The sequence below is a fragment of the Telmatobacter sp. DSM 110680 genome, from assembly GCF_039994875.1.
Lineage (GTDB): Bacteria > Acidobacteriota > Terriglobia > Terriglobales > Acidobacteriaceae > Telmatobacter.
This window is the reverse complement of the sequence record NZ_CP121196.1, coordinates 3,708,119-3,721,368: the sequence shown is the minus strand read 5'-3', so window position 1 is coordinate 3,721,368 and position 13,250 is coordinate 3,708,119. Positions and strand designations below refer to the sequence as shown.

The 13,250-nt window shown below is 58.3% G+C and carries 11 protein-coding genes; 5 read left to right on the top strand and 6 right to left on the bottom strand.

Annotated features, from left to right (window positions below; genetic code table 11):
- Nucleotides 1-200: 200 nt before the first annotated feature.
- From hutI to P8935_RS15220, 4 genes are all read right to left on the bottom strand, one after another.
- Nucleotides 201-1,445: an imidazolonepropionase gene (gene hutI / locus P8935_RS15235; protein ID WP_348261153.1), complete on the bottom strand. Its 1,245-nt coding sequence runs from the start codon at nt 1,443-1,445 to the stop codon at nt 201-203.
- A gap of 38 nt (nt 1,446-1,483) precedes the next feature.
- Nucleotides 1,484-1,903: a DUF3592 domain-containing protein gene (locus P8935_RS15230; RefSeq protein WP_348261152.1), complete on the bottom strand. Its 420-nt coding sequence runs from the start codon at nt 1,901-1,903 to the stop codon at nt 1,484-1,486.
- A gap of 7 nt (nt 1,904-1,910) precedes the next feature.
- On the bottom strand, nt 1,911-3,578 hold the full coding sequence (hutU, locus tag P8935_RS15225; protein WP_348261151.1) for a urocanate hydratase: 1,668 nt from the start codon (nt 3,576-3,578) through the stop codon (nt 1,911-1,913).
- A gap of 69 nt (nt 3,579-3,647) precedes the next feature.
- Nucleotides 3,648-4,052: an ester cyclase gene (locus P8935_RS15220; protein WP_348261150.1), complete on the bottom strand. Its 405-nt coding sequence runs from the start codon at nt 4,050-4,052 to the stop codon at nt 3,648-3,650.
- A 244-nt stretch (nt 4,053-4,296) separates the two neighbouring features.
- Here P8935_RS15220 and ftcD point away from each other — a divergent pair, with 244 nt between their 5' ends.
- The 4 genes from ftcD (at nt 4,297) to P8935_RS15200 (ending at nt 10,238) form a co-directional block, all read left to right on the top strand.
- On the top strand, nt 4,297-5,826 hold the full coding sequence (ftcD, locus tag P8935_RS15215) for a glutamate formimidoyltransferase (protein WP_348261149.1): 1,530 nt from the start codon (nt 4,297-4,299) through the stop codon (nt 5,824-5,826).
- Nucleotides 5,827-5,972: 146 nt separating this feature from the next.
- A complete protein-coding gene (locus P8935_RS15210) occupies nt 5,973-8,516 on the top strand; it encodes a TIM-barrel domain-containing protein (protein ID WP_348261148.1) in 2,544 nt (847 codons plus the stop codon).
- 146 nt (nt 8,517-8,662) lie between these two features.
- Nucleotides 8,663-9,358, top strand: coding sequence for a phosphoribosylformylglycinamidine synthase subunit PurQ (gene purQ, locus P8935_RS15205; protein WP_348261147.1), 696 nt, complete (start codon nt 8,663-8,665; stop codon nt 9,356-9,358).
- A gap of 34 nt (nt 9,359-9,392) precedes the next feature.
- Complete coding sequence (locus P8935_RS15200; protein WP_348261146.1) at nt 9,393-10,238, top strand: CpsB/CapC family capsule biosynthesis tyrosine phosphatase; 846 nt, start codon at nt 9,393-9,395, stop codon at nt 10,236-10,238.
- Between the two features lie 170 nt (nt 10,239-10,408).
- Here the strand turns inward: P8935_RS15200 and P8935_RS15195 are convergent, their stop codons facing one another.
- Both P8935_RS15195 and P8935_RS15190 read right to left on the bottom strand, forming a co-directional pair.
- Nucleotides 10,409-11,146 (bottom strand): SDR family oxidoreductase, encoded by a 738-nt coding sequence (locus tag P8935_RS15195; RefSeq protein WP_348261145.1) that lies wholly within the window; start codon nt 11,144-11,146, stop codon nt 10,409-10,411.
- A 45-nt stretch (nt 11,147-11,191) separates the two neighbouring features.
- Nucleotides 11,192-11,797 carry a carboxypeptidase-like regulatory domain-containing protein gene (locus tag P8935_RS15190; protein ID WP_348261144.1) on the bottom strand — a complete coding sequence of 202 codons (606 nt, stop codon included), beginning with the start codon at nt 11,795-11,797 and terminating at the stop codon, nt 11,192-11,194.
- A 131-nt stretch (nt 11,798-11,928) separates the two neighbouring features.
- On the opposite strand from P8935_RS15190, the gene ispG reads away from it, so the two are divergent.
- Nucleotides 11,929-13,179 (top strand): flavodoxin-dependent (E)-4-hydroxy-3-methylbut-2-enyl-diphosphate synthase, encoded by a 1,251-nt coding sequence (gene ispG / locus P8935_RS15185; protein WP_348261143.1) that lies wholly within the window; start codon nt 11,929-11,931, stop codon nt 13,177-13,179.
- Nucleotides 13,180-13,250: the final 71 nt, after the last annotated feature.

Sequence of the window (13,250 nt, the reverse complement as noted above, 5' to 3'; positions counted from 1 at the left end):
GTAAGGCTGTGGCACCCCGAAGTTCGTGATGGAGTTTGCATCGCGAAAAGCAGATCCTTCGCGCAGCTTACCCCACGAACCTTGTTCGCGGGGCTCCAAGCTTGCGGCGCTCAGGATGACACCTAAAAAAGATATTCACGTGTAGCGGCGCCTTGGTCGAAATGACAGCGCTTGTTCGACAGCCGTTTATTAATGATGAACTACGGATTCACTTCTCGGCCGGCTATGAAGACTCTTGGGCGCATGGGAGCGGCGATGAAGTAGGCGAGTTCGCGGTAGTCGGTGAACTCGTGGATCACGAAGTCGGCCTGCTTCCCTGCTTCGATTGAGCCGATCTCCGCACCGAGGCCAAGCGAGTGGGCGGCATTGATGGTTGCCGCCGTGAGCGCTTCTGCGGGCGAGAGGCCCATCTGCAGGCAAGCCAGCGAAAGCATGAAGGGCATGGACGGGACTGGAGAGGAGCCGGGGTTGAAATCCGTAGCGAGGACGATGGCCAGACCCGCTTCAATCATTTTGCGAGCGGGGGGATATTGCGTGCGGCCTAGAGCGAAGACTGAGCCTGGGAGCAGCACGGGCTGAACAGCTGAGGCGCGAAGATGCTGAAGAGTCTCTTCGGTGACGGTTTCGAGATGGTCGGCGGTCGCAGCGCAGAGTTCGGCAGCGAGGTCCGCGCCTGTGCCTGATCTAAATTGTTCGGCGTGTACGCGGATTTTTAGGCCGTGTTTCTTTGCGGCGGTGAGAACGATTCGAGTTTCGTCGACGGTGAAGGCGTGGTCGTCGCAGAAGGCGTCGCAGTATTGGGCGAGACCAAGTTTTGCAACTTCGGGGATGAGTTCTTCGGAGACGAAGCGGACGTATTCGGCGCGGCGGTCTTTGTATTCGGGCGGGACAGTGTGGGCGGCCAGCAGAGTCGGAATGATCCGCGCGGGGCCTTCATCGTTCAGGCGTCGAATTACACGGAGCATTTTGAGTTCGGTGTCGCGGTCGAGGCCGTAGCCGGATTTGGCTTCTATGGTTGTGGTGCCGTTGCGGAGCATCCAGTCGCGATGACGGCGGGCGGCGGCGAGTAAATCATCTTCAGAGGCGGCGCGGGTGAGGGCGACGGTGCGGAGAATGCCTCCGCCAGCGGCAGCGATTTGCTGATATGTTGCTCCGGCGATGCGCTGCTCGAATTCAGCGGCGCGGTTGCTGGCGAAGACGAGGTGGGTGTGGGCGTCGATGAAGCCGGGGGTCACGCAGCGGTATTTGGCATCGATCACTGTTGCGCCGGCGGGGATTTCGGATTTGAGGCTGGAGTATTCGCCGGTTGTGGTGATGCGGTCGCCTTCGATGAGCATGGCCGCGTCTTCGATAATCGCGAGTTCACTGAGCTCAGCACCAACTCGCGGGTGCGATGAACCGGCAACGGTGACAAGTTGGCCGATGTTGACGATGGCGATAGTCATGAAGCGTTCGCTTTCAGAAAAGAATTTCGTTTGAGCAATCACACTTTTGAATAGAAGCGAACCAATGAACCGATCTTCTGCTCGATTCTGCAACCCTCGATTGTTTCGCCGGGTATGAAACAACGGGCCGGATTCTGTGGATCGTATTGCACGGTGATTCTCCGGCCGATCATCTTAGCTATTAGCGAGTCCAGTGGTTCTTTCATCATGGAGAGGGCGAACCGTTCGGTGTAAGCACTTTGCTCAACCACATAGGAAAGCTCAAAAACCGGCAACTGGATATCGTTGAAGCGATGATGGCGAACAATCTCGAGATCTCCTGACTGAACGGTCGCCTCGACAGTGGGCCAGGAACTTGTCGTGTTCACTTGCCGCAGTCTCGAGACATTGTTGAAGACGACGGTTGAACAAAGAAGAAAAACGGTGAGGAACATGAATGCCCACATCGCGTTTTCCATGGCTTGTCTATTTCTCCGCCATTGGGATGTGGATTCCCTTCTCTTTGGCACTTTGCTGGGCGGATTCATAGCCGGCGTCGGCATGGCGGGCTACGCCTAGGCCTGGGTCGTTGTTGAGCACGCGCGAGATTTTGCGGGACGCCATCTCTGTTCCATCGGCGACTGTGACTTGGCCGGCGTGGAGCGAGTAGCCCATGCCTACGCCGCCGCCGTGGTGGAAGCTGACCCAGGTGGCGCCGGAGGCTGCGTTGAGCAGCGCGTTGAGGATGGGCCAGTCGGCTACGGCGTCGCTGCCGTCGAGCATCTTTTCGGTTTCGCGATAGGGGCTGGCGACAGAACCGGTGTCGAGGTGGTCGCGGCCGATGGCGATGGGCGCGGAGATTTTTCCCTTCTTCACCAGGTCATTCATCGCTTCACCCATCCTGGCGCGATCGCCATAGCCAAGCCAGCAGATGCGCGCGGGTAATCCTTGGAATGCAAAGCGGCCGCGGGCAAGACGCATCCAGCGAGTGAGAATCTCATTCTCTGGAAACAACTCCAGCGCCAATTCATCTGTTACGTCGATGTCTTTGGGATCGCCGGAGAGGGCGACCCATCTGAAGGGGCCGGCTCCAGTACAGAAGAGCGGGCGAATGTATTCCGGGACGAAGCCGGGGATGAGGAAGGCGTCGGCGCATCCGGCGTCGAAGGCAAAGCGGCGGATGTTGTTTCCGTAGTCGAAGGTGACGGCACCGGAGCGCTGCAACGCGAGCATGGCGTCAACGTGGACGACCATGGAGGCGGTGGAGCGGCGGACGTATTCTTCGGGATTTGCTTTGCGGAGTTCTGCTGCTTCTTCGAGCGAGAGGCCTTGCGGCACGTAGCCGTTGAGCGGATCGTGTGCAGAGGTCTGGTCGGTTACTACATCGATCTGGACGCCGCGACGGGCGATTTCAGGAAGGACGTCGGCGCAGTTGCCTACTAATCCCACCGACAACCCTCGGCCCTCGCGACGGGCGGACTCGCAGAGCTGGAGTGCTTCGTCGAGGTCTTCGGCGATGGTGTCGCAGTAGCGGTTTTCAATGCGGCGCTCGATGCGAGAGCGGTCTACTTCAATGACCAGCACCACCCCGTCGTTCATGGTTACAGAGAGAGGCTGCGCGCCACCCATTCCGCCCATGCCGCCGGTGACGACTAGCTTGTGTTTCAGAGTGCCGCCGAAATGACGCTCGGCGAGGGCGGCGAAGGTTTGATAAGTGCCTTGCAATATTCCTTGAGTCCCGATGTATATCCACGAGCCGGCGGTCATCTGGCCGTACATCATTAGGCCCTTGCGGTCGAGCTCGTTGAAGTGTTCCCATGTAGCCCATTTGCCAACCAGGTTGGAGTTGGCGATGATGACGCGCGGAGCCATTTCGTGCGTGGGAAATACGGCGACGGGCTTTCCGGACTGGACGAGAAGAGTGTCTTCAGGGCCGAGGCGTTCGAGTTCGCGGACGATGGCGTGGAAGCACTCCCAGTTGCGCGCGGCGCGACCGATGCCGCCATAGACGACAAGGGCCTGGGGGCGCTCGGCGACTTCGGGGTCGAGATTGTTCATCAGGCAGCGGAGGGCGGCTTCCTGCTGCCAGCCTTTGCAGCGAAGGGTGGTGCCGCGGGGGGCGCGAATGATGGGGGAGGCGGTGGTAGTGGTCATGGAATTCTCCTGCGAGATGGCCACCTTGAGGATACTACCCGCCGAGTTGAAGTCGCATGCAGGAACGAGTCAAGTCGATGAGGACTCGCCGGCGAGCTGGCGCATGTAATCAGCGTTATCGAAGTGGCCTTGTGACTCGGCGATAAGGCCGTCTGGACCGAAGCGCCAACTTTCGAAGCCGCTGATGCGGACGCGATTTCCGGTACCGCGGGGTCCGGCGTTAGTGCCAATGAGGGTCCAGTGATACTCGGCGAGGTCGCCGCGTTCAATGATGCGTTCCATGATGATGCGCAGATCGGGGAACGTGGTCATGAAGGATTTGGCAGTCTCTGTGATGGCAGCTCGTCCGATGGAGGGAGCGCCGTTGTTTATAGTCAGTGAACCTGTGGGTGAAAAGAAGGCTGCGACGCTGGCGGCATTCTGGCTGCACCACGCGGCTGTGTAGCGAGTGGCGAAGTTGTGGAGGTCTTGCATGGGCTCCTTGTGTATGGGCAAGTTGAGGATACATTGGAAAGCACGGCGCGAAAGGCAGAAGTGAAGAAGCAGGTTCTTCGCTTCGCTTACCCCATAGACGCACGGCTGCGGGGCCCCAAGCTGCTCCGCTCAGAATGACACAGGCAAACAGTATGCAGCACTTCAAGCCTAGGCTGGTTTCTCGAACTAGCACTTCAAGCCAAGGCTGGTTTCTCAGCTCCACTTCTCTCAGAGGTCGGTCGGAATGGCATCTTGGCGTGCCCGCTGGGTTATCCTTTCATCCGTGCCAAACACATTAGTGGAGTGCGTACCTAATTTCTCTGAGGGGCGCGACAAGGCCAAAGTTGACGCCATTGTCGAGGCCATGAAGGTTCCTGGAGTTTATCTGCTCGATCGCGAGATGGATGCGGATCACAATCGTTGCGTGATCACGCTTGTCGGCGAACGCGAGGCAATCCAGGAGGCAGCGATTCGCGGCGTGGGCAGGGCCGCGGAGTTGATAGACCTGACAACTCACCAGGGGGCGCATCCACGCATGGGGGCGGCGGATGTGGTGCCGTTCATTCCGATCGACGGCGTGACGCTGGAAGACTGCGTGGCGATGGCGAAGCATGTGGGTGCGGAGATTGCCAAGCGGTTCGCGATTCCGGTGTACCTGTATGAAGCTGCGGCGGCGACACCGGAGCGGCAGAATCTCGAGAACATTCGGCGCGGACAATTTGAAGGGATTCGCGCGGAGATTGAGACGACCCCTGCGCGAAAGCCGGACTTTGGCGAGGCGAAGGTGCATCCGACGGCGGGCGCGACCGTGGTTGGTGCGCGGAAGGCGCTGATCGCGTACAACGTGTTTTTGAACACTGCCGACGTCGATGTAGCCAAGAAGATTGCGAAGGCGGTGCGAGCTTCTTCAGGCGGCTTCCGGTTTGTGAAGGGCGCGGGGTTCCTGGTGCGCGGGATGGCACAAGTCTCAATGAACCTGACGGATTTTGAACTGACTCCGATCGCGCGGGTGTTCGAGACCGTGAAGCGCGAGGCGGCGCGGTATGGCGTGATGCCGGTTTCGAGCGAGATTGTGGGGCTGATTCCGAAGGCGGCGCTGGAGCAGGCGGCCGAGTGGTTTCTGCAGGTGGAAAATTTCGATTCCTCGCTGATTTTGGAGAACCGGCTGGCGGCTGTCATGGGCGGCAAGACTGCTGTGGGCGGGTTGCGTGCCGGCGTTGAGCCGTTCATTGAGCAACTGGCTGCGCCGACGGCAACTCCGGGTGGCGGAAGCGCGGCGGCAGCGAGTGGAGCGATGGCTGCAGGGTTGGCGCACATGGTGGCAGCGATGTCGCGCGGGAAGAAAGCGTATGTGCTGTACGAGACGCAGTTGAGCGAGGCGATTGGGCGGCTGGCGACGCTGCGCGAAGAATTGAAAGCGGCAATCGATGCGGATGCAGAGTCATACAACGTGGTGATGAAGGCGTATCGTGCGGCACGCGAGACGGATGATGGCGGCGTGGGCATTAATGCGGCGCTACTGCAGGCCACGAGCGTGCCGCTGGGTGTGGCGGAGCGCGCCGCCGAGGTTTCGCAAATTGCTAATGCGTTGAAGCCGATTACGAATCCGAATATGGCTTCGGATCTGATTACCGCGGTTGCGCTGGCGGGTGCCGCGTTGACCGGTGCGTTGTCGAATGTGGATATCAACCTGGGATCGATGAAGCCTGGGTTCGCCGACGATGATGCGTTTGTGAGTGAAACGCGGGCGCGGGTGGCGAAGCTGAAGGCTTGACTTGAAGCGCGGGTTAGTTGGGGTCAACGCCCATCCTGTTTTCACGCGGTTGTGGCAAATGAAGTCATTCTCCGTTACTTCAGAGTTGATCGTGCCGGGAGTTGTTCTTCGTTCAGTAGAGGTGAAGAGTGCATATAGAGAGAAGATTGTTCCAAGTTGTTCTTGCATTACTGTTCTCAGCCGCAACATTACAACTGACTGTCAATGCCGGGGCGCAGCAGAAGGCTGCGTTTGTGCGTCTAGACCGGGTGACTGCTTCGCGTGCGCTTGCGAATGGGGTGGAGATTCGATCAGGCGCGGCGGTTATGCAGATTACGGCACTGCGAGATGACGTGGTGCGGGTGCGCGTGGGGCCTGCGGGGCAATTGCCGGAAGATGCTTCATGGGCGGTACTTCCCTCTTCGCGAACGGCGGCGAATGTAACGCAGGAGTCCAATGGATCAGTTGCTGGTTTCAAAACGGCGAAGCTGCACGTGGCTGTGCACAAGGATCCGTTCGGGCTCGCGATTACTGACAATGCCGGGCATGTGATTGCGCAGGATCTTCCGGGACGGCCAATCGAATATCACGGCAGTTCGTTTCGCGTGTACATGAAATCGCCGTCGGAGGAACACTATTTCGGATTGGGCGACAAGCCGGGGCCGCTGGACCGCCGCAACATGGCATTCACGGATTGGAACACGGACGCGTTTGGATGGCAGCAGTCGACCGATCCGATTTACAAATCGATTCCCTGGTTCATCACGTTCAACAAGGGGATATGCGCTGGGATTTATTTCGACAATACCTGGCGTGCTAGTTTCGATTTCAATAAGGAGTATCGCGACGGATATTCGTTCGGGTCGGAGGCGGGGCCGCTGGATTTCTATGTTCTGTACGGACCGGAGCCGAAAACGGTTGTCGAGTCGTGGGCGTGGCTCGTGGGCACGACTCCGATGCCCCCGATGTGGGGGCTGGGATACCAGCAATCGCGCTATAGCTACTATCCTGAGGCAGAAGTAAGACGGATCGGGGATCGACTGCGGAGTGAACGGATTCCTGCTGACGTGATCTGGCTTGACATCGACTATCAATACAAGAACTGGCCGTTCACGGTGGATCCGGAGAAGTTTCCGCACTTCGAGCAGATGATCAAGGACCTGCGTGCGGAACACTTGCGGACGGTCGTGATTACGGATTTGCACATTGCCGATCAGCCGCTGGCGAAGTACAAGCCGTTCGAAGAAGGCATCGCCGGCGATCATTTTCTAAAGAAGCCTGACGGGACGATCTATGAGGGCGTAGTGTGGCCGGGGCGCGCGGTGTTTCCGGATTTCACCCGCAAGGCATCGCGTGAATGGTGGGGCACGCTGTATGCAGATTTTGTGAAACAGGGTGTGGCCGGTTTCTGGAACGACATGAATGAGCCAGCGATTTTTCTTGTTCCCTCAAAGACGATGCCGGATGACACACAGCACCGGATTGACGAGCCGGGGTTCGCGCCGCGTGTGGCGAATCACCTCGAAATTCACAACGTTTACGGCATGCAGAATTCGCGTGGCACGTTTGAGGGTCTGTTGAAGCTCGAACCGAATGTGCGACCGTTTGTGATGACGCGGGCCAGCTTTGCAGGCGGACATCGTTACGCGGTGACTTGGACGGGGGACAATTCGGCGACGTGGGATCATCTGCGGCAGACGACTCCGCAGTTGCTGAACCTGGGGCTGAGCGGATTTGCGATGGCGGGCGCCGATGTGGGCGGGTTTGCGGGCTCTCCGCAGCCAGAACTGCTGACGCGCTGGCTGGAAGTGGCGGCGTTTCATCCCATCGATCGCGATCACACGGCAGTGGGGACGCAGCCACAGGAGCCCTGGGAGAACGGAACGGCCGAGGATGTCAGCCTGCGGCGTCGGTACATTGAGGAGCGCTACAGGCTTATGCCGTATCTCTACACAACCGCGGAGGAGATGAGCAGGACGGGATTACCGCTCATGCGGCCGCTGTTTCTGGAGTTTCCACACGGCGAGGCCGACGGAGGGCCGCTGGACCTGAGCACTGGAAACGCATTTATGGTGGGATCGGACTTGCTGGTGGCGCAGAGTCCTTATCCGGATCAGGTGGATGATTACGAGGTCGCGTTGCCTCCGTCAAGTTGGTATGACTACTGGACGGGTTCAAGGATTGATCCAACTTCCGGACGTAAAGGTATTGATAATGCGGCAATTGCACAACCAGAGGTGCACATTCATCGAACCTTAGAAACGCTGCCCGTATTTGTACGGGCGGGATCTATTGTGCCGGTGCAGCCGCTGGTGCAGAGTACGGAAGAGGAGCCGGAGGGGCCATTGACGCTGAGGGTATATCCGCCAACTACGTTCGGGGCCGCATGCGAAGGTTCGCTCTACCTCGATGACGGAGTCAGCTATGACTTCAAGAAAGGCGATTATCTGCGGATGCAGTTTACGTGCAGGCTGAGTCCGCAGGGGCTGATTGTGACCGTCGCGCCCCGGCATGGGAGTTTCGCGCCATGGTGGAAGTTACTGTCGATTGAGGTATACGGAGCGACGAAGCCGTACGGAGCAGCAAACATCACGGCGCTGGATCATTCTGTGGGAACTCCTGTTTCGACGAGCTTCGATGCGGAGCATCATCGGGTTACGGCACTGGTGGCGGACGACGCAAAGGGGATGCAGTTGCAACTGGCATATTGAGGGCTAAGACGGGATAGTGCTTTTCCCACCCACGCCGCAATAAAGCAGCTCCATGGATGGGACACCAGAATTCCGGCAGTTTCAAGGTGGGCTCTTTTTGAACAAGACGGTGAAGTGCCTATATCGCAGACTGATAACCTAAAAGCATGAAATTTGGCGTTCTGGTTTTTCCGGGGTCCAATTGCGATCACGATACGTACAACGTGATTGCGGAGATTGCACACCAGCCGGTCACGTTTCTGTGGCATGATTCCGAGGATCTGCAAGGCGTAGATGCGGTGCTGGTTCCGGGCGGGTTTGCATACGGGGACTATCTGCGGACGGGAGCGATTGCGCGGTTTTCGCCGGTGATGCAGGCGGTGCAGAAGTTTGCCGCAGGCGGCGGACTGGTGCTGGGCATCTGTAACGGGTTTCAGATATTAGCCGAATCGGGATTGTTACCGGGTGCGCTGATGCGCAATGCGGGGCTGAAGTACATCTGCAAACAGGTGCATCTGCGGACAGAGACCACCAATAGTCCCTTCACGAATCAGTTGACCAAGGGCGAGGTGCTGCAAATCCCGATCGGGCATATGGAGGGCAATTATTTCTGTACTCCGGAGGAGTTGCAGCGGCTGGAAGCGGAGGATCGGATTGCGTTCCGCTATGCAACGCCGACTGGAGAGATTACGACAGAGGCGAATCCAAACGGGTCTTTAAGTAATATCGCGGGAATCTTAAATGAGGGGCGGAACGTACTAGGGATGATGCCTCACCCTGACCGCTCGAGCGAAAAATTGCTTGGCTCAGCTGACGGCTGGAAGATTTTCGCATCGATGATGGAAGCACTGGCGGCGCGCTGAGCCGCTGGATGGAGGCCCGCAAAGCCGGGACCCGATGATTGATATACATACGCACCTGATCTATGGCGTAGATGACGGCGCGCCTGATCTAGCAACCTCGATCGAATTGGCCCACATGGCGATCAACGAGGGTGTAAGCCACGTTGTGTGCAGCCCTCATGCCAGCGAGACCTATCCCTACAAGGCCGAGGTCAACAAGGCGCGTTTGGCGGAACTGCAGGAGCGCGTGGGTGGCAGGCTCAAGCTGAGCCTCGGATGCGACTTCCACATGAATCCGCAGAACATTGACGACGCGATACGGAATCCGCTCCGTTATTCCATTGATGGGAAGGGTTACCTGCTGATCGAGTTTCCGGACATGCTGATTTCTCCGCAAATGACGCCGGCAATGAACCGACTGCAGAAAGCGGGATACACGCTGATCGTGACGCATCCGGAGCGCAACCCGGTGCTGCAGCAGGACCCGGAGCTACTGGCAGAATGGATGCGCGAAGGGTGCCTCGTCCAGGTAACCTCGGCATCTCTGTATGGGCGCTTTGGAAAAGTGGCAAAGTCGTTTGCCGATGCATTACTGGAGCGAAACTGGATTCATTTTCTGGCCAGCGATGCGCATCATCCGGAGTGGCGTCCGCTGCATTTGAAAAAGGGTTACGACTACGTGGCGGCGAAGTCGGGCGAGGAAACCGCGCATCGGCTGTACGTGAGCAATCCGCGCGCGGCGGTTGATGGTGCGAAGTGGCCCGCACAGCCCGAGCCGACCGGACTTTGGGAAGGCCTTCCGCTGGAGTTTGATGCCACACCTGAGCGAACAAAAAGTCGCCGGAAAGAATCGACGCAAGCCGAGGGTAAAGGGTTCTGGCGTCGATTGTTCTCCCGCTGAAGCCAAAGCTATTTCAATCCGGTTGTGGGGCACCGGGATCAGATCAGTTTCCTTAAAGGCTGAAGCTCATCCCGTGCCGTGGCACTTTAGGCATGAATGACAGTCATGCCCTGTTGCAGAATGTGACACGCCTTTGCTTATTCCGAAGCCTGTTAAGGGCGGTGTTTGGATTACAGGCCCAACCCGCCGTCGATCGCCATGATTTGTCCGGTGATGAAGTCGCTGCTGGAGGCGAAGAAAACGACGGCCTGGGACACATCATTTGCCGTCCCATTGCGCTGCATGGGAGTTTTTGCAGCGAAACGATCTGCTGCGGTCTGAGCCTCCTCTTCGCCGAAATCTATCCAACCCGGAGCAACACAGTTGACCACGACATCCGGCGCGAACGCCTTGGCCATTGCTCGGGTAAGCATATGAAGCGCGGCCTTGGATGCGCAGTAGTGGGCGTGTCCGGCCCAGGGGCGCAGTCCGCCAAGTGAGCCGATGTTGATGATGCGGCCGTGGGATGCGCGGAGATGGTGCAGGGCCTCTCGAGCGGCGAGGAAAGGGCCACGGGTATTCGTCTCAAAAACGGCATCCCACTGTTCAACGCTCAACTGGTCAAGCGGCGCGGATTCAAAGATAGCTGCGTTGTTGACGAGCACATCAAGATGGCCGTGAAAGTTGATGGAGTTGGCGACGGCGGAACGAACGGATGATTCAGAACGCACGTCGCACTCGAGCGCGACAGCCTGCCGGTCTAGCTGGTTGATCAGCTGGAGAGTCTCTTCGGCTTCTGTCCTCGAATTGCGGTAGGTGATGGTGACGTCGGCGCCTGCCTTTGCGAGTTCCAAGGCAATGGCTCTGCCGATGCGACGTGCGCCTCCAGTGATCAGTGCCGCTTTTCCGATAAGGGGTTGGCTGATCATAGGAAGACTCGCACGCTGGACTTGAATGCGTTCAGGGCCGGTTGACTACTGAGGTTTGGTTTGAGGGGTCGTGGATTTGGAAGCCGAGTCGTTGGGCTTTTCTGTTGGAGGAGAAGGGCTGGTCTTCGGAGATTCCCCGCTCTTGTCGCTATTCTGCGCGTCGTCCCCGTGATTCTTGTAGATGGAGTATTGCTCCCCGGGCCGTTTCAGACGAACGCCGAAGGTGAGGTCTGCCTTGTCGATGGCGTATTCCTGCCCGTAGGTCTGGTAGCCCTTGGCAATGATCTGGAGGCGCATTTTGGAGCCCGTGGGCAGTACGTCAATGATCGACTTTCCATCTTCGTTGGTCTTCAGTTCCATATTGCCCTTTTCGCCAATGAGTTGAAAAATCACTGAGGCGTTCTCGATGGGCTTGGAATCGGTGTCGCGAACCACGGTGACCTCTATGTGCGAGGTGGGGGGTGGGGGCTTGTACTTGCGGCCGCGATGGGCCGCGTCTTGCCCAGACAGGCTGATGCCGGAAACCGCGATCAGCGTTATAGCTAGAAAGCGAAAAGAAGCAGGAGACAGCATGGCAGCATTGTATCTGCTGACGTACGCTGGAAGCGAGAACTGGACAGCTTTGCGGAGACCGAGCGCAAACCTGCGCACGCGGGAAGCCGTTCATTTGACATCGTTTGCGAGACCGCCGAAGAGTCGGGTTTGCATAGGGGGTCCGGGCGGAAGCTAGGCCCGTTTTGGAAAGTCCGGGAACAGGTAAACTGGAGGAAGAAGAGGTCGCTATGCCAGAGATTCAGCGCAGGAAGACACCCACGGTCAAGATCGGCAACGTTCGCGTTGGCTGGGAAGTTCCGGTGGTGGTGCAGTCGATGACCAACACGGACACCGCCGATGTCGCAGGAACCATCGAGCAGGTGGCTGCATTGGCGATGGCCGGGTCAGAGATTGTGCGCGTTACTGTGAACAACGAGGAGGCCGCAGCTGCGGTTCCGGCGATTGTGGAAGGACTGGACAAGCGCGGAATCCGGGTGCCGATCGTGGGCGATTTTCACTATAACGGACACCTGCTGCTGAAGAAGTATCCGGCGACGGCAAAGGCATTGGCCAAGTACAGGATTAATCCGGGCAATGCGTCGATCGGCAAAAAGGACAACGATAACTTCCAGGTAATGGTGGAGTGCGCGGTTGAGAACCAGAAGCCGGTGAGGATCGGCGTGAACTGGGGATCGCTGGATCAGTCTCTGCTCACCCGAATGATGGACGAGAACAGCAAGAAGGCTGATCCGATGCCCGCGCGTGACGTGATGATGGAGGCGATGGTGGTGAGCGCACTGGAGTCGGCGAAGGCGGCGGAGCACTTCGGATTGCGGTCGGACCAGATTATTCTGTCGGCGAAGGTTTCGGGCGTTCGCGATCTGATCGACGTTTATACAAACCTTGCGGCGCGGTGCAATTATGCGCTGCACCTGGGGTTGACCGAAGCTGGTATGGGTGCGAAGGGACTGATTGCTTCGACGGCGGGGCTCGCTCCGCTGCTGCTGGCGGGGATTGGCGATACGATTCGCGTAAGTCTGACACCGAAGCCGGGCGGCGATCGTACGGAAGAGGTGCAGGCGGCGCAGCAGATTCTGCAGTCGCTCTCGATTCGCAGCTTTATGCCGCAGGTGACGAGCTGCCCAGGATGTGGTCGCACGACGAGCACTTACTTCCAGGAACTTGCGGAGCAGATTCAGACGTATCTGCGGACCTCAATGCCGGAATGGCGAAAGAAGTATCCGGGAGTGGAAGAACTGAAGTTAGCCGTAATGGGTTGCGTGGTGAATGGGCCGGGAGAATCGAAGCACGCGAATCTTGGCATCAGCTTGCCGGGGACGTTTGAAGAGCCCAAGGCGCCGGTGTATGTGGATGGGAAGCTATACACGACGCTGCGCGGCGACACCATTGTGGCGGAGTTCAAGACGATTCTCGACAACTACGTGCAGAGCCATTATGGGCAGGGCGCGAAGAGCGAGGAACTGGTGGGAACTCACTGACCGCCAGTTCAGAGCTGGTAGTTCTTAGTTCGTGCGTCGGAAGATGAGCGCAGGATCTGCACTCATTTTTT